14 protein-coding genes are annotated in these 24,398 nt (G+C 69.3%); 4 read left to right on the top strand and 10 right to left on the bottom strand.

Annotated features, from left to right (window positions below; translation table 11 throughout):
• Positions 1-130: 130 nt before the first annotated feature.
• Together AT699_RS20330 and AT699_RS20325 are read left to right on the top strand one after the other, a co-directional pair.
• Positions 131-1,054 (top strand): ABC transporter ATP-binding protein, encoded by a 924-nt coding sequence (locus AT699_RS20330; protein ID WP_024069649.1) that lies wholly within the window; start codon positions 131-133, stop codon positions 1,052-1,054.
• Positions 1,051-1,812, top strand: coding sequence for an ABC transporter permease (locus tag AT699_RS20325; RefSeq protein ID WP_006386110.1), 762 nt, complete (start codon positions 1,051-1,053; stop codon positions 1,810-1,812). The genes AT699_RS20330 and AT699_RS20325 overlap by 4 nt, the downstream gene beginning before the upstream one ends.
• A gap of 42 nt (positions 1,813-1,854) precedes the next feature.
• Here the strand turns inward: AT699_RS20325 and AT699_RS20320 are convergent, their stop codons facing one another.
• The 4 genes from AT699_RS20320 to AT699_RS20305 form a co-directional block, all read right to left on the bottom strand.
• Positions 1,855-2,553 (bottom strand): glutathione S-transferase family protein, encoded by a 699-nt coding sequence (locus AT699_RS20320; RefSeq protein WP_006386111.1) that lies wholly within the window; start codon positions 2,551-2,553, stop codon positions 1,855-1,857.
• Between the two features lie 81 nt (positions 2,554-2,634).
• Positions 2,635-3,027, bottom strand: coding sequence for a DUF4168 domain-containing protein (locus AT699_RS20315; protein ID WP_006386112.1), 393 nt, complete (start codon positions 3,025-3,027; stop codon positions 2,635-2,637).
• Between the two features lie 195 nt (positions 3,028-3,222).
• Positions 3,223-4,404 carry an acetyl-CoA C-acyltransferase gene (locus AT699_RS20310; protein ID WP_020928590.1) on the bottom strand — a complete coding sequence of 394 codons (1,182 nt, stop codon included), beginning with the start codon at positions 4,402-4,404 and terminating at the stop codon, positions 3,223-3,225.
• 45 nt (positions 4,405-4,449) lie between these two features.
• On the bottom strand, positions 4,450-5,109 hold the full coding sequence (locus tag AT699_RS20305; protein ID WP_054482198.1) for a 4'-phosphopantetheinyl transferase family protein: 660 nt from the start codon (positions 5,107-5,109) through the stop codon (positions 4,450-4,452).
• 237 nt (positions 5,110-5,346) lie between these two features.
• Between AT699_RS20305 and AT699_RS20300 the strand changes: the two genes are divergently transcribed.
• Positions 5,347-5,907, top strand: a complete 561-nt coding sequence (locus AT699_RS20300) for a LuxR family transcriptional regulator (protein ID WP_006386116.1) — start codon at positions 5,347-5,349, stop codon at positions 5,905-5,907.
• 20 nt (positions 5,908-5,927) lie between these two features.
• Here the strand turns inward: AT699_RS20300 and AT699_RS20295 are convergent, their stop codons facing one another.
• The 6 genes from AT699_RS20295 to AT699_RS31660 form a co-directional block, all read right to left on the bottom strand.
• The gene (locus AT699_RS20295) at positions 5,928-7,244 is read right to left on the bottom strand and encodes a TRAP transporter large permease (protein WP_006386117.1); all 1,317 of its coding nucleotides are present in this window, start codon (positions 7,242-7,244) and stop codon (positions 5,928-5,930) included.
• Positions 7,245-7,266: 22 nt separating this feature from the next.
• Positions 7,267-7,797 carry a TRAP transporter small permease subunit gene (locus tag AT699_RS20290; protein ID WP_006386118.1) on the bottom strand — a complete coding sequence of 177 codons (531 nt, stop codon included), beginning with the start codon at positions 7,795-7,797 and terminating at the stop codon, positions 7,267-7,269.
• Positions 7,798-7,852: 55 nt separating this feature from the next.
• Positions 7,853-8,947: a TRAP transporter substrate-binding protein gene (locus AT699_RS20285; protein WP_006386119.1), complete on the bottom strand. Its 1,095-nt coding sequence runs from the start codon at positions 8,945-8,947 to the stop codon at positions 7,853-7,855.
• Between the two features lie 40 nt (positions 8,948-8,987).
• Complete coding sequence (locus AT699_RS20280; RefSeq protein ID WP_024069647.1) at positions 8,988-10,547, bottom strand: class I adenylate-forming enzyme family protein; 1,560 nt, start codon at positions 10,545-10,547, stop codon at positions 8,988-8,990.
• Between the two features lie 4 nt (positions 10,548-10,551).
• Positions 10,552-11,733 carry an acetyl-CoA acetyltransferase gene (locus AT699_RS20275; RefSeq protein ID WP_006386121.1) on the bottom strand — a complete coding sequence of 394 codons (1,182 nt, stop codon included), beginning with the start codon at positions 11,731-11,733 and terminating at the stop codon, positions 10,552-10,554.
• 246 nt (positions 11,734-11,979) lie between these two features.
• On the bottom strand, positions 11,980-12,213 hold the full coding sequence (locus AT699_RS31660) for a hypothetical protein (protein WP_123767357.1): 234 nt from the start codon (positions 12,211-12,213) through the stop codon (positions 11,980-11,982).
• On the opposite strand from AT699_RS31660, the gene AT699_RS20270 reads away from it, so the two are divergent.
• Positions 12,212-24,343: a type I polyketide synthase gene (locus tag AT699_RS20270; protein ID WP_024069646.1), complete on the top strand. Its 12,132-nt coding sequence runs from the start codon at positions 12,212-12,214 to the stop codon at positions 24,341-24,343. The genes AT699_RS31660 and AT699_RS20270 overlap by 2 nt on opposite strands.
• Positions 24,344-24,398 lie beyond the last annotated feature (55 nt).

Raw genomic sequence — 24,398 nt, 5'->3', positions numbered from 1 at the left:
CCTTTCCGGGCAGTGTACGGCAGGCCGGCGCGGTTATCGCATTTATCAAACACACCGTTCCACCAGGCCGAACAAGCCGCCCGCGGCAGGCGGGTAAAATCAGCGGTTGTCCACCACGCTGGGAGCCAGAGTGCAGCCGGTCATTTCAGTTCAAGGCCTATCCAAGCGATACGCCTCGGGATTCCAGGCGCTCAAGAGCGTCGACCTGGAAATCCAACGCGGCGAGATCTTCGCCTTGCTCGGCCCCAACGGCGCCGGCAAGACCACGCTCATCAGCATCATCTGCGGCATCGTCAACCCGACCGAGGGCCGGGTGCTGGCCGACGGCCACGACATCCTCACCGACTACCGCGCCGCCCGCAGCGCCATCGGCCTGGTGCCGCAGGAAATCTCCACCGATGCCTTCGAAAGCGTGTGGAACACCGTCACCTTCAGCCGCGGCCTGTTCGGCAAGCCGGCCAACCCCGAGTACATCGAGAAGGTGCTGCGCGACCTATCGCTGTGGGACAAGAAAGACAGCCGCATCATGGCCCTGTCCGGCGGCATGAAGCGGCGCGTGATGATCGCCAAGGCGCTGTCGCACGAACCCAAGATCCTGTTCCTGGACGAGCCCACCGCCGGCGTCGACGTCGAATTGCGGCGCGGCATGTGGGACATGGTGCGGCGCCTGCGCGAAAACGGCGTCACCATCATCCTCACCACCCATTACATCGAGGAAGCCCAGGAAATGGCCGACCGCGTGGGCGTGATCCGCAAGGGCGAGATCATCCTGGTCGAGGAAAAGAACGCGCTCATGACCAAGCTGGGCAAGCGCCGCCTGACGCTGACGCTGAAGGCGCCGCTGCCGGGCATCCCCACCGCGCTGGAGCCGTTCCACCTGGAAATGTCGGCCGACGGCCGCCAGCTGGTCTACACCTACGACAACCAGGGCGGCGGCGAGATCTCCGGCCTGCTGCGGCGCCTGACCGAGCTGGACATCGAATTCACCGACCTCAACTCCTCGGAAAGCTCGCTCGAAGAGATTTTCGTCAGCCTGGTGCACGGACAATCATGAATTTCTACGCAATCCGCGCCATCTACCGCTTCGAAATGGCCCGCGCCTGGCGCACGCTGATGCAGAGCGTGCTGTCGCCGGTGATCTCCACCTCGCTGTACTTCGTGGTGTTCGGCTCGGCCATCGGTTCGCACATGGTGCAGATCGACGGCGTCAGCTACGGCGCCTTCATCGTGCCGGGCCTGATCATGCTGTCGCTGCTGACGCAGAGCGTGGCCAACGCTTCGTTCGGCATCTACATGCCGCGCTTCTCGGGCACCATCTACGAAATCCATTCGGCGCCCATCTCGTACCTGGAGATCGTCGCCGGCTACGTCGGGGCGGCCGCCAGCAAGTCCATCATCCTGGGGCTGATCATGCTGGCCACGGCGCGCCTGTTCGTGCCGTTCGAGATCGCGCATCCGTTCTGGATGCTGGGGTTCCTGCTGCTCACCGCCGTCACCTTCAGCCTGTTCGGCTTCATCATCGGCGTGTGGGCCGACGGCTTCGAGAAACTGCAGATCATTCCGCTGATGATCATCACGCCGCTGACCTTCCTGGGCGGCACCTTCTATTCCATCAAGATGCTGCCGCCGTTCTGGCAGGGCGTGACGCTGTTCAACCCGGTGGTGTACCTGGTCAGCGGCTTTCGCTGGGCCTTCTATGGCGTGGCCGACGTCAACGTCACGGTCAGCGTCGCCATGACGCTGGTGTTCCTGGCGGTCTGCCTGGTGGTGGTGCGCTGGATCTTCAAGACCGGCTATCGCCTGAAGACCTGAGCGCGGCGGCGCCACGGCTGCGTGGCTCCGCCCGCTTGCCGCTCAGGCGGCCGCGACCGGCGCCTGGCGCGCCAGGCCGCCATGCGCATCGAGCAGCCGCTCGCGCCATGCCGCCACGGGGTCGTCGGCCGCCAGCAGTTCCAGCGCGCTGGTGCAGCGCGCCCACATGAAGAACCCGAACACCGCGTAATCCGCATAGGCCGGCTGCTGGCCGGCCAGGTACGGCTGGCGCGCCAGCATCTGGCGCAGCGGCAGCAGCGAGGCGCGCAGCGCCGCCAGTTGTTCCTCGCGCAGGGCGGGCAGGTCTTCCAGGGGGCCGAAGCGCTTTTCGCGCGTGTGGCGGAAATAATCCTGGTCCTTGGCGTCGATCAGGGCGTGGATTTCCGGCAGCAGCAGGCGCGCCAGCGTCGGCACCAGGGTGGTGTCGGCCCAGGTGTTGGCGAACAGGCTCAGTGCGCGGCCGGTGTCGCCGCCGAACAGCGACGGGCGGTCGGGAAAGGTGTCTTCCAGGTAGCAGGCGATCTGCCACGAATCGCTGATCACGTGGTCGCCGTGCACCAGCACCGGCACCAGCTTCTGGCCCGAGAACTCGATCACATCCTTGTCGGTGAAGCGCCACGGCACGGTGTTGGCGGACAGGCCCTTGTGGGCCAGCGCCATGTGCGTTTTCCAGCAATGGGGGCTGAAGCGCAACGTCGGATCGGCGCCGGCCAGGTCATACAGGGTGAGATCGATGGTCAAGATGCCGCACTCCTTGGAAGTATCCCGGTAGGATACCGCCAAGGCGCGGCCAGCAGGGCAGGCGGGGAAAGACGGACGGACCTACTGCACCGTCGCGCCAGCCTTGCCCATCTTCATCAGGCGCTCCTTGAGCTGGGGATTTTGCTGCACGGCCTGGCCGATGCCATTGAATTCCTCCACGGACAGGCCATCGGCCTGCACCAGCTTGACCATCTTGGCGTCGGCTTCCTGGATCACTTTCTGTTTGTCCGCGTCGGTCTTGGCGGCGTCGACCTTGGGACGGTATTCGTCCACCACGCCCGACACCTTCTGCGACGCCGAGGCGAAGCGCTGCAGTTGCTGGTCGGTGGGCTGCACCGCTGCCGGCGCCATGGGCGTCTGGCTGGCGGGGGCGTTCTGCGCCAGGACGGGGGCACCGGACAGCGCGGCCGTCAACATGATGGCCGACAGGATTGCGGTTTTGGAATACGGCATGAAACCTCCTTGTTCCGGATGAATGTCCGACCATGATGGCAAGGCACCCCGGGAGGCTTCAAGTTTCGCAATGTGTTTTCCTGTGTCGGCAGGCCACGAGGGGCCGGCCGCGCACAGCAGGGCGGCGCCCGGAGGCGCCGCGGAAACGTTTACGCGCAGTTCTGTGACGTCTTAAAACGAGGGCGTGACCCTTTTTTAGACCATTTCCAGCGCGATCGCGGTGGCCTCGCCGCCGCCGATGCACAACGTGGCGACGCCGCGCTTGCCCTGCGTGGCCTTCAATGCGCCCAGCAGCGACACCATGATGCGCGCGCCCGACGCGCCGATGGGATGGCCGACCGCGCAGGCGCCGCCGTGGATGTTGACCTTGTCGCGCGGGATGTCGTGTTCCTTCATGGCCGCCATGGTCACCGCGGCGAAGGCCTCGTTGATCTCGAAAAGGTCCACGTCGGCGGTCTTCCAGCCGGTCTTGTCGTAGAGCTTCTTGATCGCGCCCACGGGCGCGGTGGTGAACCATTCGGGTTCCTGCGCGAAGCTGGCGTGGCCGACGATGCGGGCGATCGGCTTGCAGCCGAGCTTGCTGGCGGTGGATTCGCGCATCAGCACCAGCGCGGCGGCGCCGTCGGCGTTGCCCGACGAGGACGCGGCGGTGATGGTGCCGTTGGCGGCGAAGGCGGGCTTGAGGGTCGGGATTTTCTCGACGTTGAGCTTCTGCGGACGCTCGTCCAGCTCGATCACCGTGTCGCCCTTCTTGGACTTGATGGTGACGGGCACGGTTTCCCATTTCAGCACGCCGTCGCGCGCGGCCTTCTGCGCCCGCGAGACCGATTCCACCGCGAAGGTGTCCTGTTCTTCGCGGGTGAAGCCGTATTTGGCGGCGCAGTCCTCGCCGAACGTGCCCATGGCGCGGCCCACCTGGTAGGCGTCTTCCAGGCCGTCGAGCATCATGTGGTCGTACATGGTGGCGTGGCCGGCGCGATAGCCGCCGCGCGCCTTGGTCAGCAGGTAGGGCGCGTTGGTCATGGATTCCATGCCGCCGGCCACCACCACGCCATAGGTGTCGGCGATGATGCCGTCGTGCGCCAGCATCGCGGCCTGCATGCCCGAACCGCACACCTTGGACACCGTGATGGCGCCCACCGACGACGGGATGCCCGCCTTGATCGAGGCCTGCCGCGCCGGCGCCTGGCCCTGGCCGGCCTGCAGCACATTGCCCATCAGCACCGCGTCGACCTGGTCGGGCTTGAGTCCGGCGCGCTCGAGCGCGGCGCCGATGGCGACGGCGCCCAGCTCGTTGGCGGAGAGGGTGGAAAATTCGCCCTGGAAGGCGGCCAGCGGGGTGCGCGCGGCACTCACGATAACGATGGGATCAGACATTTGAACGCTCCTTGTCGATGGGAACAACGTAAGGGGGGAGATGCTTCAATGGCCAATTTCCAAGGCAGTATAGACGTGGCCTTGTGCACTGCGATAGCCGCATTCAAACAGGCGACCCGGCCCGAATTCCGGCGTCGCGGCGCGCAGCAGGCGCAGTTCCAGGCACTGCCGCGCCGGATCGATCCGGGTGACGGAAACGTCGGCGAAATCGAACGCCACCTGGGTGAGCGGCTGCATGCATTTGTAGAACGCCTCCTTGGCCGAGAACAGCAGCGTGGCGAACTCGGCGCGGGTCAGCGCGCCGGCATCGAACGCGCGTTCCTCGGGCCGCATGCAGAGCGATTCGATCGCCTCCACGGCGGAGGGGTCGGCAATCGCTTCGATGTCGATGCCGACCGCGCGCACGTCGCTGTGACGCGCCACCGCCACGCCTACCAGCCGCCGGCTGTGGCTGATGGAGCCGACGTAGCCCGCGGGCCAGATGGGTGAGCGGTCCGCGGCCACGCCGACATCGGTGGCGGGCGCGCGCAGCGCCGCCAGCAGCGCCGCCGCCAGCCGCCGGCCGGCCTGGAACTCCGCCTGGCGGCGCTGTGTCGGCGGCAGGCCGCCGGCAGCGCTGGCGCCGGGCGTGATCCATTCCAGCCGCTGCGCCAGGCGGGCGCTCAGCGGCAGCGAGGGCAGGGCCTCGGTCGAGTCGCCGGTCATGGCCGGTCGCCGCGGACAAGCGGCGCGAAAAAAGAGGTGGCGCGCAGGTGCATGAAAAGGAATGAAACGGGGTGGAAAAAACCGCCTGAAACCGCTGGAAAAAGCCCATTCCAGGTGCCGGAAGCTTCTTATACACTGGCGCCTCGAAGCCCGCACGGACAAGATGCGGGCCGCCAGAAAAGCGCCGCGGATTCCGCTGCGCAACGGCAAGACCGGCACGCTATCCGGGGAGACAATATGAGTGACTTTCACCTGACATTGCTCGCCTTCAAGGAATCTCCCGCGCCGCAGGTCATCTGCAGCGCGCGCAAGATCTCGGAATGCAATCACTCCTTCGCAAATCTGTTCGGCTACACGCGCAGGGAACTGGTGGGCAAATCGATACTCCAGCTTTACCCCTCGCTTTCCGATTTTCACCAGATCGGCCAGCGCTGCCTCAAACACCTGGAAAGCAATTGCTACTACGAAGACGAGCGCTTCATGCAGCACCGCAGCCGCGAGGTGTTCTGGGCGCGCGCGCGCGGCATCACCCTGACCCCGGAAGACCCTTTCGACCTGATGATCTGGAGCTTCGAGCGCATCGCCGAAAACTGCCTGCGCACGGCCAACCTGACGCGGCGCGAACGCGAAATATCCGCTTACGTCGCCAACGGCCTGAGCTGTAAGGAGATCGCCATGCGGCTGGACATCTCCTATCGCACGGTGGAGGTGCATCGCGCCCGCATCATGCGCAAGCTGGACGCGAAGAACACCGCCGAACTGGTGTCCAAGATCATCCTGGTCGACAACATGGCCTGAGCGGGGCCGCGCGTCCCGCTTCATTTTCCGAGCATCATCTCAGGCAGGATCGTGACGATGACCGGGAAGAAGAACAGGATCAGCGTGGTCACCACCTCCATGATGACGAACCACCAGGCGCCGTGGAAGATCCGCGTCAACGGCGTCTGGCGGTCTATGCCCGCGATGACGAACACATTCAGCCCGACCGGCGGCGTGATCAGGCCGATCTCGCACATCTTCACGGCCAGGATGCCGAACCAGATCGGGTCAAAGCCCAGCGACACCACCGTGGGGAACATGATCGGCAGCGTGATCACCAGCATCGAGAAGGCATCCAGGAACATGCCCAGCGGGAAGTAGGCCAGCAGCATCAGCCCCACCACCAGCAGTGGCGGGATGTCCGAGGACACGATCACCTCGGCGATCTGCTGCGGGATCTGCACCAGGCTCAGGAACAGGCTGAACAGGCCCGCGCCCAGCATGGTGAACAGGATCATCACGGTGGTGGTGACGGCGTTGCGCAGGCTTTCGACCAGCTTGCCGCCCAGCTCGCCGCGCGCCTGCCGGGCGCACAGCAGCATCACGAACGCGGCGAACGCGCCGACCGCGGCGGCCTCGGTCGCCGTGACGAAACCCAGGTAGATGCCGCCCAGCACGATCAGGAACAGCACCAGCACCTGCCAGCCGTTGCGGATCGACAGCACGCGTTCGCGCCACGGGCTCTTGGGCAGCACCGTCGCGGCCATCTGCGGCGAAGCGCTGATGACGCGGATGCCCAGGATGAACACCAGCGTCGACAGCAGTCCGGGCAGCACCCCGGCCACCAGCATCTTGCCGGCCGAGACCTCGGTCAGGGCGGCATAGAAGATCAGCAGCACGCTGGGCGGGATCAGCACGCCCAGCACGCCGCCGGCCGCCACCGCGCCCGCCGACAGGCGCGCGTCGTAGCCGGCGCGCTTCATCTCGGGGATGGCGACCGCGCCCACGGTGGCCGCCGTGGCCACGCTGGAGCCCGACGTGGCGGCGAAGCCGGCGCAGGTCAGCACGCTGGCGATGGCCAGCCCGCCGGGCATGTGGCCGACCCACTTGCGCGCCATGTCGAATAGCCTGCGGCCCACGCCCGCGTGATGGGCGAAGGCGCCCATCAGGATGAAGAGCGGGATCACGGTCAGCAGGTACGAGGCCGACTGCGCATACGAATACGACTTGAGCCGGTTCAGCACGAAAGCGCTGTCCTCGACCAGGACCAGGCCGGTGATGCCGGCCAGCGCCAGCGCGGCGAAGACCGGCGCGCCCAGCAGCAGGAATACGAAGATCAGGCCGGTGGCGACCAGGGTGATGGTGACGTCATCCATGGAGGGAATTCCCGCGAGAGGGTCAATGCGAGGCCAGCGCCGGGGTGGCGCGGGCGGCGGGTTCGGCGCGGCACAGGCTGCAGCCGGCCTGGGCCAGCATCTGCAGCGCGCCGAACCACAGGCCGAGGGCGACGATGGCCTTGGTCCACCAGATCGGCACCTCCACGTAGCCCCAGCGGAACTCGCGGATCTCGATCGATTCCAGCGCCTCGCCGGTGGCGGGATAGGCCAGCATCGCCAGCACCGCGGCGGCGGCCAGCCACGCCAGCGCGTCCATCCATTGCGCCACGCGCGGCGGCACCTTCTTGTGCAGCAGCGTGACGCGGATATGGGCGTCGTCCATCTGGGTCCAGCCCAGGCCGAAGAAGACGATCACGACCAGGCTCAGTTCGGACATCTCGAACAGGCCGGGAATGGAATGGCCGTAGATGGCCCGCACGATGGCGTCGAGCGTGATGCCGAACATCAGGAACAGCAGGAACAGCGTGGCGATGGCGCCGAACACGTTGGAGACGGCGCGCAGCGCCACGCCCAGTCGGGAGGAATAGTCCATGGGTCTCTGCCTGTGGCGGCCCGGCGCGCGCCGGGCCGCGGGGAAGGAAACGGCGTCAGGCTTCGGCGGCCAGTTCGTCGAAGCGTTTCAAGCTGCCCTGCGCGTCGTACTTGGCGATGGCCTGGTTGACCAGGGCCTGCATCGCCAGGCCGTCCAGGCCGGCGGGCTTGGCCACCCGCTCGACCCAGCCCTCGGTCTGCGCCGGCTGCACCAGGGTGCGCGCCCGGTCCTTCTCGGCCTGCGACAGCGACGAGAACTTGGCGCCCTCGGCCTTGGCGGTCTTGACGTACTGGCGCGCGGCCGCCTCGTAGATGCGCGCGTATTCGCCGCCGTAGATTTCGCTGACGATCTGGTCGCTGACCTGCTTGACCGGATCGGGGAAGTTGTTCCACACGCGGGCGTTGATGATGGTCGCGGCCGGGCCGTGCGGGCCGTCGCCGATATCGGTGAAGTAGGGCGCGATCTCGTGCAGCTTGTAGGCCACGGCGGTGATGAAGTCAAAGCCGTAGACGCCGTCCAGCACGCCGCGCTCCAGCGCGGTGTAGACCTCGGGCGCGGCCATCGGCACGGCGGTGCCGCCCAGGCGCTCGATGACCTCGTTGGCGGCGCCGTAGCCGCGGATGCGCTTGCCGCGGATGTCCTCGATCGAGTTGATCGGCTGGCGCGTCACCAGCGGCGCGTAGTACCAGTTGGTCCAGTACAGCACCTTGCTGTTGTAGCGCCGCTCCCATTCGTCGCGTAGCGGCTGGTACTCGGCGTAGACGTCGCGGCACAGCCATTGCAGCGCGTCCGAGCGGTGCATGCGGTAGTACCAGTCCAGCCCGCGCGTGACCGGCAGCTGGGCCTGGTAGTAGCCCGGCGAGATAAGCGACATTTCCGAGGTGCCGTCACGCACGGCGGACAGGTGCTCGCCGACCTTGTTGAGCGACTGCGCCCAGTAGCGTCGCACCTTGACCGCGCCGTTGCTGCGGGTCTCCAGCTGCTTCAGGTACCACTCGTCCAGCCGCGAGGGGCCCGACGTCTCGCTGATGTAGCTGTCGAACTTCAGGGTGACCGGCTTGGCCGCGGCGGCCGCGCGGCCGGTCCAGATGGCCGGGGCCGATGCGCCGGCCAGCAGGCTGGCGGCCTTGATGAAATCGCGTCTTCTCATGCTCTCCTCCTTGGGGGATTCCGGCTTCTGATACGCCGGTTCATCGGCCTGGGCTGGCATCTCCCTGACCGCCTGGTTCCGCGCTGCGCAAGGCTTCGCGCAATGCGGTCTTGAGAATCTTGCCGTAGCTGTTCTTGGGCAGCTCTTCATGGAATACGTAGCGCTTGGGCTTCTTGAACGAGGCGATTTCGCCGCGGCACCAGGCGTCCAGTTCCTCGGGCGCCAGGGTCGCGCCGGGGCGCGACACCACGAAGGCCACCACCTCTTCGCCCCATTGCGCGCTGGGCGCGCCGACCACCGCCACCTCGCGCACGCCGGGATGCCGCGCCAGCGTTTCCTCGACTTCGCGCGGGTAGATGTTGGAGCCGCCGGAGATGATCACGTCCTTGCTGCGGTCGGTCAGCGTCAGGAAACCCGAATGGTCGAGCCGGCCGATGTCGCCCGTGCGCAGCCAGCCGTCCACCAGCGTTTCGGCGGTGGCGGGATCGTTGCGCCAGTAGCCCTGCATCACGGCGTTGCCGCGCACCAGCACCTCGCCCTCGGTGCAGGACGGCACGGCCCGCAGCGCGGCGTCGACCACGCGCAGCTCCATGCAGCTCTGCGCGGTGCCGACCGAAGCCAGCCGCGCGGCGCGCTCGGGGTGGGCGGCATCGGCGATCACCTCGCGCGACAGCGCGGTGATGGTCATCGGGCTTTCGCCCTGGCCGTAGATCTGCACGAAGCGCTGGCCCAGCACCGCCAGGGCTTCTTCCAGGTCGGCCAGATACATCGGCGCGCCGCCGTAGATGATGGTCTTGATGCCGCGGCCGTCGCGGCCGCCGGCGCGCGCCTGCTCGACCAGGCGCTTGATCATGGTGGGCGCGGCGAAGAACGACAGCGGGCCGGTCTGTTCGGCCAGCGCCAGGATCTCGGCCGGCTCGAAGCCGCGCGATTCGGGCACGACGTGGCGCGCGGCCTTGCGCACGTACAGCACGTGGTACAGCCCGGCGCCGTGCGACATGGGCGCGGCGTACAGCATGCCGTCGCCGGGCTCCACGGTTTCCACGTCCACCGCATAGCACAGGCCCATAGCCACCAGATTGCGGTGGCTCAGCATCACGCCCTTGGGCCGGCCGGTGGTGCCGGAGGTATAGAACAGCCAGGCCAGCGCATCCGCGGCCAGCGGCGCCGGCGGCGCCCAGGGGCCGGTCCCGGCACAGGCCCGGGCGTAGTCGGCGCCGTCGATCTCCAGGTGGCGGCAGCCATCCGGCAGGCAGCCCGCCGGCAGATCGTCGAGCCGGTCGGTGAAGATCACGCTGGCGTCGGCGTTGGCGGCGATCCAGCCGACCTCCTTGGGATGCAGCTTGGGGTTGATCGGCACCGCCACCGCGCCCAGCCACCAGGCCGCATACAGCAGCTCCAGGTATTCGACGCGGTTGCGCGCGAATAGCGCGACGCGATCGCCCGGGGCCAGGCCATGGTCGCGTTGCAGCCAATCGGCCAACGCCGCGGCGCGGCGGGCGAAGTCACGGTAGTTCGCATGCAGGCGCAGGCCCGTATGCAGGGCCGGCCGGCCTCCGTGCTCCAGCGCGGCCGCCTGCAACCAGTTCGCGATATTCATGCCATTACGCCCGCACTGCCTCGAGCACCGACGCGTAGTTCGCCACGGCCATGCCGCCCATGTTGAAAACCAGCCCGAGCTCGGCGCCGGGGCGCTGCATGTCGCCGGCGCGGCCGGTCAGCTGGCGGTAGGCCAGCGCGTGCATCGACACGCCGGTGGCGCCGACCGGGTGGCCCTTGGCCTTGAGTCCGCCCGACAGGTTGACCGGCAGGTCGCCGTCGCGGCGCACCGTGCCCTCGGTGAGCACGCGATGCCCTTCGCCGGGCGCGGCCAGGCCCATGGCCTCGTAGATCAGCAGTTCGGCGATGGTGAAGCAGTCGTGCACCTCGGCGAAGTCCAGGTCCTGCAGCTGGATGCCGGCGTCCGAGTAGGCGCGCTGCATGGCGCGGTGCGGACCCTCGAACGCCAGCAGGTCGCGGCCCTCCAGCGGCAGCATGTCGTTGACCTGGGTGGCGGCGCGAAAGCGCACCTGGCGCGCATAGCGCGGCGCGCGCCGCTCGCAGGTCAGGATGACGGCGGCGGCGCCGTCGCTGATGGGCGAACAGTCGGTCATGCGCAGCGGCGCCGCGATCATGGGATTGCGTTCCGAGATCGTGTTGCAGAAGTCGGCGTCCAGCTCGCGCCGCAGCTGCGCCAGCGGATTGCGCAGCGCATTGGCGTGGTTCTTGGCGGCGATGGCGGCCATGACCGGCAGCGGGTCCTCGTAGCGCTCGGCGTATTTCTCGGCCAGGCGCGCGAACTGCTGCGGAAAGCTCATGGCGCTTTCGCGCGGATCGTTCTTGTAGCCGGCGCAGGCCAGCGCCTCGGTCACCTCGGGCGTGCTGCGCGAGGTCATCTTCTCGACGCCGATCACCAGCACGGTGCCGGCCGCGCCCGACTGGATCGCGCGCAGGCCGGCGTGGATCGCGGCCGAGCCCGAGGCACAGGCGTTCTCGCAGCGCGTGGCGGGCTTGAAGCGCAAGGCCGGATGCGCCTGGTGCACCAGCGAGGCGGGGAAGGCATCGGGCACCAGCCCCGCGTTGAAATGCCCCAGGTAGATCGCGTCGATCTCGGCGGGATCGACGCCGGCGTCCTCGATCGCCTCGTTGGCCGCCATCACGATGAGTTGCTCAAGATTCAGAGCGTCCAATTTGCCGAACGGCGTATGGCCGCTGCCCACGATCGAAACGCCCGAATGATCGAACATGTCCCTCTCCCCATGCACGGTGATGTGCGGCGGTGGTGTGCTTGTGCGATCAAGTGTAGGACTGCGCCAATACGTATCTCTATACGTGCATCCACGTACGCGAATACGTAGTGGGGGGATGCGTATGTCGGCCCGTACGTACCGGACGGGCCGCGCATCGATGCGCGAAATCGCGCCGTCGTGCAGCGGCGATATGACGCTCGAAATACGACATAGAGGCGCGGATTCAGGCGCTTTCGAGCATGTTCACATGTGTTCCAAATGGCGTTTGACCGCGCCAGGCGCGAACGGCCGGGACATGTTTTTTTGCTCGAAGAAATGGGGGTGTACGTACGTGTTTGGAGGCAGTGACGCGTCTGGAATTTTCAAATCATCTGTATAAGAATTCGTCGACGCGAGCATGCGGGCGGCAGGCAACGCATTAGAAAAAAACGTGCTGCCGCCAGGGTCAGAATGTCTTTCATAGGAAGAACAGATCATGACGAGTTTCGTATCGCTTTTGGTTGGAGACGGCAGTGTCCTGGTTCGTTGCGGCGAACTGCTGATGGCAAAGGGACACCGCGTACAGGCAGTGATTTCCACCGATTTGACCGTGCGCGCGTGGGCCGCCAAGGCCGGCATCCCGCAGTACGCGCTGGACGACGCGGTCAAGCCGGAATCCCGGCTGTCGGCCGACATCCTCTTCAGTATCGGCAACTACTCGGTGATCCCCGATGCGCTGCTCGAGCGCGTGCGGCGCATGAGCATCAACTACCACTATGGCCCGTTGCCGGAATACTCGGGCCTGCACGTGCCGGCCTGGGCGGTGTACGACCGCGCCACCGACTACGCCATCACCTGGCACCGCATCGGCGAGATCATCGACGGCGGCGGCATTCTCAAGCGCGTCGCGGTGCCGATCGAATCGACCGACACGGCCCTGTCGCTGGGCCTGAAGTGCGACGAGACCGCCATCCAGAGCTTCGGCGCGCTGGTCGACGACCTGGCCGCCGGCCGCGAGCGCGAGACGCCGCAGGACCTGTCGCGGCGCCGCTATTTCTCGCGCCATTCGCAATTCTCGGCCGAAGGCCTGATCGACTGGCACCAGGACGCCGAGCAGATCGCCGCCATGGTGCGCGCCACCGACCACGGCCCCTTCAGCAGCCCGCTGGTGTGGCCCAAGGCCTTGATCGATGGCCGTGTGCTGGCCGTGCGCAAGGTCAGCGTCGAGGCGCGCGCCGCGGGCGCGGCGCCGGGCGATGTGGTGGCGGTGGATGCCTTCGGCGCCAGCATCGCCACCGGCAATCGCGCGCTGCGCCTGGAAGCGCTGTGCACGCTCGAGGGCGAGGACGTCGCCATCGCCGACCTGGCCAGCGCCGGCAGCCTGCGGGCGGGCGCGCGCCTGGCCTCGGCCAGCGAGCAGGTCCGCGCCCAGGTCACGGCCGCCGGCACCGCCGCGTCGGGTTCCGCCGCCTTCTGGCGCGGCCAGTGGGCCGCCTGGCAACCGTACCGCCTGCCGTATGCGCGGCCGACCGCCCCCGAGACCAACACGGCGCCTATCGTGGGCAAGCTGCCCGCCGCGCCGCAGGGCGCCGGGCGCGAGCAGGCCTTCATCGAGCAGGCCGCGGGCGGCCTGTGCACCTTCCTGGCGCGCGCCTCGGGCGCGGCCGACGTCCACCTGGCGGTGGCGCTGCCGCGCACCGACGTGGACCCGGAGTGCCGCGATGTGTTCTGCGCCTGGGCGCCGGTGCTGGCGCACATGGACCCGGCGGCGCCGGTGTCGCGCAACCTGGACGCCGTGGCCGGGGCCTTGGGCCAGGCGCGCGAGCATGGCCTGATCCGGCGCGACCTGATCGGCCGCGACGCGGCGCTGGCCGCCCGCCATGCGCGCGGTGAACTGACGCCGGACGTGCTCGTGTCCAGCCAGGTGCCCGCGGCCTACGCGGTGGACGAGGACCGTCCGGCGCTGGAGTTCGTGCTGCTGGCCGGCAGTGAAGCCTTCGAACTGCATTTCAATCCGCGCAAGATTACGCGCCGCGCCGCGGCGCAGTTGGCCGCGCAGGTGGCGGACTGGTGCCGCCGCCTGCCGGCGTCGACCGACCGCAAGCTGGGCGAGGTCGAGGCCCTGTCGGCCAGCGAACGGCAATCGCTGGTGGAGCAGTTCAACGCCACCGGCGATGCCGCCACGCTCGGCGCGGTGGTGCACGAACTGTTCGAGCACGCCGCCGCCCAGCACGAGGGCAGGGTGGCGTTGCGCTGCGCCGACCAGTCCATGTCGTATGGCGAACTGAACGCCGCCGCCAACCGCGTGGCCGGCGTGCTGCGCGGCAAGGGCATTGGCCGCGGCCAGCTGGTGGGCGTATGCCTGGACCGTTCCATCGACATGGTCGTGGCGCTGCTGGCCGTGCTCAAGACCGGCGCCGCCTACGTGCCGGTCGACATGGCGTTCCCGGCCGAGCGCATTCGCCAGATGCTGGAGGCCGCCCAGCCGGCGCTGCTGATCGCGCCGCCGGCGGCGCGCGACGCCAGCCTGAGCGCCTGGGCCGAGCGCTGCCTGGATCTGGGCGCGGCCCTGGCCCAGGCCGGCGACGACAGCGCCAATGCGCCGTCCTCGGCGCAGGCCGACGACCTGGCCTACGTCATCTTCACCTCGGGGTCCACCGGCAAGCCCAAGGGCGTGGAAGTCACCCACGGCGCGCTGGGCAACTTCCTGCTGTCGATGCGCGCCGCGCCCGGCTGCGACGCCGGCGACAGCCTGCTCGCGGTGACCACGATTTCCTTCGACATCGCGGCGCTGGAGCTGTTCCTGCCGCTGATCAGCGGCGCCAGCGTGGTGATCGCGCGCCAGCAGGAAAGCCTGGACGGCCAGACGCTGCTGGACCTGATGCGCCGCCACGCCGTCACCATGATGCAGGCCACGCCCACCACCTGGCAGCTGTTGCTGCAATCGGGCTGGCCGCGCGCCGTGGCGCTCAAGCGCCTGCTGTGCGGCGGCGAAGCGCTGCCACGCGCGCTGGCCGACGAGCTGCTGGCGCGCGCCGAGTCGGTGTGGAACATGTATGGCCCGACCGAGACCACCGTGTGGTCCAGCGTCTGGCAGGTGCGCCCGGGCGAGGACATCGTCATCGGCCAGCCCATCGCCAACACCCAGCTGTACGTGCTGGACGCCAACCTGGCGCCGGTGCCGGCCGGCTTTGCCGGCGAGCTGTGCATCGGCGGCGCCGGCGTGGCGCGCGGCTATCACAAGGACCCGGCGCAGACGGCGGCGCAGTTCGGCGCCAACCCGTTCGCGCCCGGCGCCCTGTACCGCACCGGCGACCTGGCCTGCTTCAAGGAGCCGGGCAAGCTGGTGGTGCTGGGCCGCAACGACGGCCAGATCAAGCTGCGGGGCTTCCGCATCGAACTGGGCGAGGTCGAGGCCGCCGTGGCCAGCCACGAAGACATCGGCCGCGCCGTGGTGGTGGGCCGCAACGACCAGCTGGTCGCCTACTGCCTGCGCAACAGCGCGCCGGCCAGCGCGGCGCAGGACCGCCGCGCCGAGACCACCGCCGTGACCGAATGGCGCGATGTCTGGGACCGGGCCTACGAGCCCGGCGCGGCCGATCCCACCTTCAACACCGCCGGCTGGCACAACAGCTACGACGGCCTGCCGTTCGCCGCCGACGAAATGCGCGACTGGCAGCAACGCACCGTCGACCGCATCCTGGCCACCGGCCCCGAACGCGTCTTCGAGATCGGTTCGGGCACCGGCCTGGTGCTGTTCGGCGTCGCGCCCAAGGTCGCCCAGTACCGCGCCATCGACGCCTCCAGCCAGGCGGTCGAACAGATCAACCGCCACCTGGGCGGCCTGCCGCAGGCCTCGTGCGAACACCGCCTGGCCAACGATTTGCCGGAGGTGGAGCCGGGCAGCTTCGACACCGTGGTCATCAACTCGGTGGCGCAGTACTTCCCCAGCGCCGGCTATCTGCTGTCGGTGCTGGACTGGGCCACCGAGGCCGTGACCGAGGGCCGCATCTTCGTCGGCGACGTGCGCGACCTGGCGCTGCTCGAGGCATTCCATGCCGACGTGGCCAACTTCCAGGGCCTGTGCAGCCTGTCTCCCGACGAGCTGCGCCGGCGCGCGCAGCGCGGCCTGCGCTCGGAACGCGAGCTGGTGCTGGCGCCCGAGTTCTTCGCCAACCTGCCGGCGCTGTACCCGCAGATCTCGCGCGTTGAAATCCTGCTGCGCGACGGCGCCTACGTCAACGAGATGTCGCGCTTTCGCTTCGACGTGATCCTGCACGTCGGCGCGCCGGCTTCCGGCCGCGCCAGGCCGCGGGCCACGACGGCGCTCGATTGGGGCCGCGACGGACTCGATCTGCAGGATCTGGCACGGCGCCTGGGCAAGGGCGGCAAGCCGCTGGCCATCGCCAATATTCCCAACGGCCGCCTGGCCGACGTGCACCAACGCGTGGGCCACGTGCTAGAGGCGCAGGCCACTACCGGCCCGGGCCAGTGGGTCGACCCGCGCGACCTGGCGCAGGCGGCCGAGGCGGCCGGCTATCGCATGGCCATGCTGCCGAGCCGCGCGCGCGACATCTGGGCGTTCGACGCGGTGTTCTGGCAGGCCGGCGAACAGCCCGACCTGGGCTGGCAGGCGCCCCAGGCGCTCGACCGCGATGCGCTGGCGCAATGGGCCAACCAGCCCGCGGCCGGCGCGCCGCCGCGCCCCGCGCTGCAACGCGTGCTGCGGCCCTGGCTGGAAGCGCGCCTGCCGGGCTACATGATTCCGGACTTCTTCGTCGAACTGGACGAGTTCCCGCTGACGCCGAACGGCAAGATCGACCGCAAGGCGCTGCCCGAACCCACCGAGGTGATGCTGGAGCCGGCGGTGCAGCCCACCAATGAGCTGGAACAGCAGTTGCAGGCGGTCTGGGCCGAAGTGCTGGGCCATGACCGCATCGGCATCCACGACAGCTTCTTCAAGATCGGCGGCAATTCGCTGCGGGTGGTGCGGGTGCAGGCCGAGCTGCAGAAGCTGCTGGGCCGCAACGTGTCGACCTCGACGCTGTACGAGCATTTCACCATCAAGGACCTGGCCGCGCATCTGGCCGGCAACAAGAAGGCCGCGCTCAACACGCCCAAGCGCCGCAATGCCCTGGCCGACGAACCCATCGCCATCGTCTCGATGGCCTGCCGCCTGCCGGGCAACGTCAACAGCCCCGAAGACCTGTGGAACCTGCTGGAGCGCGGCGGCGACGGCATCGTCGAAGTGCCCAGGGAACGCTGGGACGCGGCCGCCATCTACGACGCCGACCCGGACGCGCGCGGCAAGTCGTACTGCATGCGCGGCGGCTTCGTGACGCCGATCGACCTGTTCGACGCGCCGTTCTTCGGCATCTCGCCGCGCGAGGCGCGGGCGCTCGACCCCGCCCAACGCATGATGCTCGAAGTCACCTCCGAGGCGATCGAGCTGGCCGGCTATTCGATGGACCAGTTGCGCGGCAGCCAGACCGGCGTGTTCGTCGGCATCGGCAAGGGCTACCACGAGTACGGCCTGGCGCTGGCCGGCGGCCTGGCCGACCTGGACGGCTACGTCGGCACCGGCTCGGCCGGCAGCACCATGTCCGGCCGCGTCTCTTACGTGCTGGGCCTGGAAGGGCCGAGCATGACGGTGGACACCGCCTGCTCGTCGTCGCTGGTCACCACCCACCTGGCCTGCAATGCCTTGCGCCAGGGCGAATGCGACCTGGCGGTGGCGGCCGGCGTGACGCTGATGCTGTCGCCCGACCTGCACGTGGAATTCAGCCGCCTGCGCGGCATGTCGCCGGACGGCCGCTGCAAGTCGTTCTCGTCCAGCACCGACGGCACCGGCTGGAGCGAAGGCGCCGCCGTGGTGGTGCTCAAGCGCCTGTCGGACGCCCAGCGCGACGGCGATCCGATCCTGGCCGTCCTGCGCGGCACCGCGGTCAACCACGCCGGCCACAGCGCCAGCCTGACCACGCCCAGCGGCCCGGCGCAGCAGCGCGTGATCCGCCAGGCGCTGGCCATGTCCGGATTGCAGCCTTCCGACATCGATTACCTGGAAGCGCATGGCACCGGCACCAAGCTCGGCGACCCGATCGAGGGCAATGGCCTGGCGGCGGTGTTCGGCGGCAGCCATACGCCCGAGCGGCCGTTGTGGGTCGGTTCGGTCAAGTCCAACCTGGGTCACACGCAGGCGGCGGCCGGCCTGGCGGGCGTCATGAAGGCGGTGCTGGCCATGCATCATGACAAGCTGCCCATCACGCTGCACGTGGTCGAGCCGACCCCGGCGGTGGACTGGGCCGCGGCGCAGATGGCGCTGGTGCAGCAGGAGCAGCCGTGGCCGGCGGGCGAACGGCCGCGCCGCGCCGGCGTCAGCTCGTTCGGCATCGGCGGCACCAATGCCCATGTCATCGTGGAAGAGCCGCCCAAGGCCGCCGCGCCGGCCCGCGCCGCCAAGCCGGCGGCCACGCCCGAGTCGCTGCCGTTCGTGCTGTCGGCCTTCACCGTGCCCGCGCTGCGGGCGCAGGCCGACAAGCTGCACCTGCACATGGGCATGAACATCCAGGACCGCTTCCTGGACGTGGCCTATTCGCTGGCCACCACCCGCACGCACTTCCGCAAGCGCCTGGTGGTGTTCGCCAAGGGCAAGTCCGACCTGCTGGACGCGCTGGCCTCGTACGGCCGCACCGGCGAGGTGCCGGCGGGCGCGGTCAGCATGGTCGATGACCGCGACCGCGAATGCCGCCTGGCCCTGCTGTTCACCGGCCAGGGCAGCCAGCTGCCGCGCATGGGCCACGGCCTGTACCAGTCCAACCCGGTCTTTCGCCAGGCGCTGGACGAGATCGCGCAGCGTTTCACCACGCTGGAAAAGCCGCTGCTGGAGGTGATGTTCGCCGAGGCCGGCAGCGACGAGGCCGCCTTGCTCAACCGCACCGACTTCACCCAGCCGGCCCTGTTCGCGCTGGAAGTGGCGTTGTGGCGGGTCTGGCAAAGCTGGGGCGTGCAGCCCGAATTGCTGCTGGGCCACAGCATCGGCGAGATCGCCGCGGCCCATGCGGCCGGGGTGTTCGACCTGGACGACGCCTGCCGCCTGGTGGCCGCGCGCGGCCGCCTGATGCAGGCGCTGCCCGCCGGTGGCGGCATGGCCTCGCTGGAGGCCAGCGCCGACGAGGTCGAGACGGCGCTGGCCGCGCTCGGCCTGGCCGCCCGTGTCTCGCTGGCCGGCCTGAACGCGCCGCAGCAGACGGTGGTGTCCGGCGACATCGACAGCATCGAAAAGGTGGTGGCGCACTTCAAGCAGCAACAGCGCAAGGCCAAGCGGCTGGAGGTCTCGCACGCGTTCCACTCGCATCTGCTGGAGCCGATGCTGGGCGCCTTCCGCCAGGTGGCGCAGTCGCTCGACTACGCCACGCCGAAGCTGGCCCTGGTCAGCAGCCTGACCGGCGAGCTGGCCAGGCGCGGCGAGATGACCCAGCCTGAATACTGGGTGCAGCAGGCGCGCCAGGCGGTGCGCTTCAACGCCGGCATGCGCACGCTCTACCAGCAGGGCATCAACGCCTTCCTGGAAATGGGTCCGCAGCCGGTGCTGTCCGGCATGGGCGCGGCCTGCCTGGCCGATGACGGCCCGGTGACCTGGGTGGCCTCGCTCAACCCGGCCAAGGACGAGACCCAGACCATGCAGAAAGGCCTGGCCGAGCTGCACGTGCTGGGCGCGCCGGTGGACTGGCGCGGCTTCTTCGCCCCGTATGGCGGCGAACGGGTCAAGCTGCCCACCTACGCCTTCCAGCGCGAGCGCTACTGGCTCGAACCCATGCCCACGCGCACGGTCGGCGCCGGCCTGAACGACGCCAATCACCAGTTGCTGGGCGGCGGCGTGCAGATCGCCGGCACCGACATGACGATGTTCACGACCGTGGTGGCGGCCGACGAGCCGGCCTGGGTGCAGGAGCACCAGGTGATGGACGCGGTGCTGATGCCGGGCACGGCGTTCTTCGAGGCCATGCGCGCCGCGGGCCGGCAGGTCAAGGGCCAGTGGGACCTGGCCGACGTGATCATCCTGGCGCCGATGGTGCTGGCGCCCGGCGTATCGCTGCGCATGCAGATCACCGTGGGCGCGGAATCGGGCGGCGCCCGCACCGTGCACGTCTACAGCGCGCCGGAGTCGGACGAGGACGGCGAATGGCAGCTGCATGCCGAAGGCAAGCTGGTGCCGGCCCAGGCCGCGCGCCAGGATTCGGTCGAGCTGCCGCCACCGGATGGCGATCCGATCGACGTGACCGCGCTCTACCAGGACCTGCATGAACTGGGCTACGGCTACGGCCCGACGTTCCAGGGCATCAATGCCGCCTGGCACGTCGACGGCGACGTCTGGGCGCGGGTGGCGCTGCCGGAAGCGGCCGCGTCGTCGGCCATCCGCTACGGGCTGCATCCCGCGCTGCTGGACTCGTCGATGCATTCGCTGCTGCTGACCCAGCGCCTGAAAGCGCAGGTGGGCGATGACGTGTTCGTGCCGTTCGAGGCCGAGCGCCTGTCGGTCTGGAAAGACGGCCTGGCCGAAGTGTGGGTCAAGGTGGCGGAGTTCGAGCTGGGCGAGGGCGAGTTCTGGGCCTCGCTGGACCTGTACGACACCAGTGGCGAGCACGTGGGCCGGCTGCAGCGCCTGCATGCGCGCCGCATCGACCGCGCGGCGCTGCGGCGCCTGGCGGCGGCCGGGGTCGACCGCTTCCTGTTCCGCACCGAATGGCAGCCGGTCGAGGCGCCCGAGGCCGTGTTCGGCGGCACCTGGGGCCTGCTGGGCGGCGCCGACGCGCCCTGGGCCGATGAGGTCCGTTCGCGCCTCATGCAGGCCGGCGCGCAGGTCGTCGATATCGCCCGATTGAGCGAGGCCGAGGCCTGCGATGGCGTGATCCAGCTGTGGGGCGGCGATGGCCAGGTGGCCGAGTCGTCGCGCCGCCAGGCCGCCAGCGCGCTGGTGCAGGTGCAGGAACTGGCGCTGGCCGGCTTCGCCAAGCCCGTCATCTGGCTGACGCGCGGCGCCGTCGGCACCAGCAGCGACGATCCGGTGTCCGACCTGGGCGCCAGCCCGTTGTGGGGCCTGCTGCGCACCGCGCGCAACGAGCATCCGGAACTGGCCCTGCGCATCGTCGACCTGGGCGAGACCGCGGCCGACCTGGACACGCTGGCGTCCGCGCTGGCGCTGGCGGACGAGCCCGAGTGCGCGCTGCGCGGCGCCAAGGTGCTGGCGCCGCGCCTGAAGAAGGCGCCGGCCAACGCCGGCCTGGTGTTGCCGGCCGAGGGCAACTGGCGCCTGGAGATCGCCACCAAGGGCCGCCTGGATCAGCCGCTGTCGGTCAAGACGCTGGTGGACGAGCCGCTCGCGGCGGGCGAGATCCGCGCCGCGGTCAAGGCCACTGGCGTGAACTTCCTGGACGTGCTGAACGCCCTGGGCATGGTCGAGATTCCGGCGCTGGGCCTGGAGTTCGCCGGCGTGGTCACGGAAGTCGGCAGCGCCGTCAAGCACCTCAAGCCGGGCGACCCGGTGCTGGGGCTGGCGCGCGGCGCCTTCGGTTCCTCCATCGTGGTGGACGCGCGCCAGGTCGTGGCCAAGCCCGACAATCTCAGCTTCGAGGAAGCGGCCACCATCCCCATGACCTTCCTGACGGCATGGTACGGCCTGCACGTGCTGGGCAACATGCAGGCGGGCGAGCGCGTGCTGGTGCATGCCGCGGCCGGCGGCGTCGGCATGGCGGCGGTGCAACTGGCGCTGTTGCATGGCGCCGAGGTCTACGGCACCGCCAGCGAACCGAAGTGGCCTGCGCTGCGCAAGCTGGGGCTGGCCGATGACCACATCGGCACCTCGCGCAGCCTGGACTTCGCGCAGACCTTCGCCGAAACGGCGTCGGGCCGCAGCTTCGACATCGTGCTCAACTCGCTGGCGCGCGAGTTCATCGATGCCAGCTTCGCCATGCTCAAGCCGGGCGGCCGCTTCCTGGAGATGGGCAAGATCGACCTGCGCGACCAGGCCTGGGTCGAGGCCAATCATCCGGGCGTGACCTACCGCGTCTACAACCTGCCCGAGGCCGGCGTCGAGCGCATCCAGGAAATGCTGGGCGCGATCGCCGCGCTGTTCGCCGAAGGCAAGCTCAAGCCGCTGCCGCTGCGCACCTTCCCGCTGGACAGCGCGTCCGACGCGCTGCGCTTCATCGCGCAGGCCCGCCACGTGGGCAAGGTGGTGCTGGTGCCGACGCAGCGCCGCGGCATGGTCGATCCGGACGGCGCGGTGCTGGTCACCGGCGGCCTGGGCGGGCTGGGCCGCTACGTCTCCAAGTGGCTGGTGCAGAACCACCAGGTGCGTGAGCTGGTGCTGACCTCGCGCAGCGGCATGCGTTCGCCGGATGCCGAGGCTTTCGTCGCCGAATTGGCCGAACTGGGCGCCCGCGCCACCGTGGTGGCGTGCGACGCGGCCGACGCCGACGGCCTGCAACGGGTCATGGGCGAGTTTGGCGAAGACCGGCCGCTGCGCGGCGTGGTGCACGCGGCCGGGGTGCTGGACGACGGCATGCTCGCCGGCCAGACGCCGGAACGCTTCGACACCGTGTTCGCGCCCAAGGTCGACGGCGCCTGGCACCTGCATCGCCTGACGCAGGACCTGCCGCTGGACTTCTTCGTGCTGTTCTCGTCGATCTCCGGCGTGACCGGCGCGCCAGGCCAGGGCAACTACGCCGCCGCCAATACCTTCCTGGACGCGCTGGCGCACCATCGCCGCGCCAAGGGCCTGGCGGCGACTTCGGTGGCCTGGGGCGCCTGGGACGGGCAGGGCATGGCCGCGCGCCTGAGCGACGCCGACAAGACGCGCTTCAGCCGCCAGGGCATGGAGGCGCTGGGCCCAACCGAGGCGCTGGACCTGTTCGAGGCCGCCGTGATGAGCGACGCGCCGATGGCCGTGGCCGCCGCGCTCGACCTGGGCCGCCTGCAGCGCACGCTGGAGGACAACAACGGCGGCAGCGCGCCGGCCCTGTACCGCGAGCTGTTCAGCCGCGCGGCGGGCGGGCGCGGCGCGGGCGGTGGCGCGGGCGGCGGCGCCGGCCTGCGCAAGCTGCTGGTGGAGACCGCGGTCGAACAGCGCGAGGCCGCGGTGCTGGAGGCGGTGCGCGCCGAGGTGGCCAAGGCGCTGGAGTTCGCCTCGCCGGAGGACGTGGACGTCAGCCTGCCGCTGCAGGATATCGGCATCGACTCGCTCACCGCCGTGCTGCTGCGCAATCAGCTCTCGGACATGACCGGCCTGGCGCTGCCCGCCAAGATCGCCTTCGACCATCCCAACCTGCGGGCGCTGAGCCAGTTCCTGCTGGAGAAGCTGACCGAGGCGGGGCTGGACAGCCAGGAGGCCCCGGCCGAGGCTGGCGCGGCGGCGAAGGAGGCGGCCGGCGGCCGTCGCCTGGACGACCGCGTGGCGCGTCGCGGCTACCTGGAGCCGGAACTGCAGTTCGACAACGTGCTGGCGATGGAGGCCGAGCCCGAAGCGGTGTTCGTCACCGGCTCCACCGGCTTTGTCGGCGCCTTCCTGTTGCACGAGCTGCTGCGCGCCAACATCATCGCCTACTGCCTGGTGCGGGCCGACGACGCCGAGAAGGCCATGGCGCGGCAGGTGGAGATCCTGCAGAAATACGATCTCTGGAAGCCGGAGTACGCGGCGCTGCTGAACCCGGTGGTCGGCGACCTGACCCAGCCGCTGTTCGGCCTGTCCGAGCACGAGTTCGACCAGTTGGCGAACCAGGTGGATGCCATCTGCCATTCGGGCGCGCTGGTCGACTGGATGCTGCCGCTGGACAACTACCTGGCGCCCAACGTGGTGGGCACGCACGAGGTGCTGCGGCTGGCCTCGCGCGGCCGCGGCAAGGCGGTGCACTTCGTCTCGACCGCCGCCACGCTGCCGCGCTACCTGGGCTACGAGGTGTCCAAGGACGAACGCGAGTACGGCTACCTCAGTTCCAAGTACATGGCCGAGCAGATGGTGGCGGCGGCGCGCTGGCGCGGGGCCAAGGCCTCGATCTACCGCCTGCCGTTCGTCGGCGCCAGCGCCAGCAGCGGCCATTTCCGGCTCGATCGCGGCGATTTCCTGCACAACCTGATCTCGGGCTGCATCGCCATGGGCAGTTTCCCGCTGCTGGGTTCGGACATCGGCGGCGTGCTGCCGGTGGACTACCTGGCGGGGGTCATCGCCCAGGTCATGATCCGCGACCAGGACCGCATCGGCCAGGACTACGACTTCGCCAACCCGCAGGCGCCTGGCTTCAACAGCCTGGTGCAGCACATCCGAGGCGCCGGCGCGCAGGTCGGCAGCCTGCCGTTCGAGCAGTGGCGGGAGGAAGCCCTGGCGTATGCGCAGGCCAACCCCAGGAGCGCCATCGCGCGCATCGCGGCGGTGCTGGACGGCCTGGGCGTGCAGAGCGACCTGGAGCAGATGTTCGACTGCTTCCCGGTGGGCCGGCAGGTGTTCGGCGGCGAGGTCTATCCCTGCCCGCCGGTCGATGCCCGGCACGTCCGGCCGTATGTGGAACGCATCCTGGCCGCCGCGCCGGCCGCCGCGCAAGCGCAGGAGTTGTCGCCGGTATCCCAGCCGGCTTGAGCAAGTTCGACCCGCCGCCGGGGCAGCGCCATGCAGGCGCTGCCCGCCGGGCGGC

The sequence above is a fragment of the Achromobacter xylosoxidans genome, assembly GCF_001457475.1.
GTDB lineage: Bacteria > Pseudomonadota > Gammaproteobacteria > Burkholderiales > Burkholderiaceae_B > Achromobacter > Achromobacter xylosoxidans.
Note: the sequence above shows the minus strand (reverse complement) of the source record. Positions and strands in the feature narration are given on the sequence as shown.

Excerpts from the sequence above, each read along its gene's own strand:
- AT699_RS20325 (WP_006386110.1), top strand. The coding sequence starts at position 1,051 with ATGAATTTCTACGCAATCCGCGCCATCTACCGCTTCGAAATGGCCCGC.
- AT699_RS20315 (WP_006386112.1), bottom strand. The coding sequence starts at position 3,027 with ATGCCGTATTCCAAAACCGCAATCCTGTCGGCCATCATGTTGACGGCC.
- AT699_RS20310 (WP_020928590.1), bottom strand. The coding sequence starts at position 4,404 with ATGTCTGATCCCATCGTTATCGTGAGTGCCGCGCGCACCCCGCTGGCC.
- AT699_RS20305 (WP_054482198.1), bottom strand. The coding sequence starts at position 5,109 with ATGACCGGCGACTCGACCGAGGCCCTGCCCTCGCTGCCGCTGAGCGCC.
- AT699_RS20300 (WP_006386116.1), top strand. The coding sequence starts at position 5,347 with ATGAGTGACTTTCACCTGACATTGCTCGCCTTCAAGGAATCTCCCGCG.
- AT699_RS20295 (WP_006386117.1), bottom strand. The coding sequence starts at position 7,244 with ATGGATGACGTCACCATCACCCTGGTCGCCACCGGCCTGATCTTCGTA.
- AT699_RS20290 (WP_006386118.1), bottom strand. The coding sequence starts at position 7,797 with ATGGACTATTCCTCCCGACTGGGCGTGGCGCTGCGCGCCGTCTCCAAC.
- AT699_RS20285 (WP_006386119.1), bottom strand. The coding sequence starts at position 8,947 with ATGAGAAGACGCGATTTCATCAAGGCCGCCAGCCTGCTGGCCGGCGCA.
- AT699_RS20280 (WP_024069647.1), bottom strand. The coding sequence starts at position 10,547 with ATGAATATCGCGAACTGGTTGCAGGCGGCCGCGCTGGAGCACGGAGGC.
- AT699_RS20275 (WP_006386121.1), bottom strand. The coding sequence starts at position 11,733 with ATGTTCGATCATTCGGGCGTTTCGATCGTGGGCAGCGGCCATACGCCG.
- AT699_RS20270 (WP_024069646.1), top strand. The coding sequence starts at position 12,212 with ATGACGAGTTTCGTATCGCTTTTGGTTGGAGACGGCAGTGTCCTGGTT.
- AT699_RS31660 (WP_123767357.1), bottom strand. The coding sequence starts at position 12,213 with ATGATCTGTTCTTCCTATGAAAGACATTCTGACCCTGGCGGCAGCACG.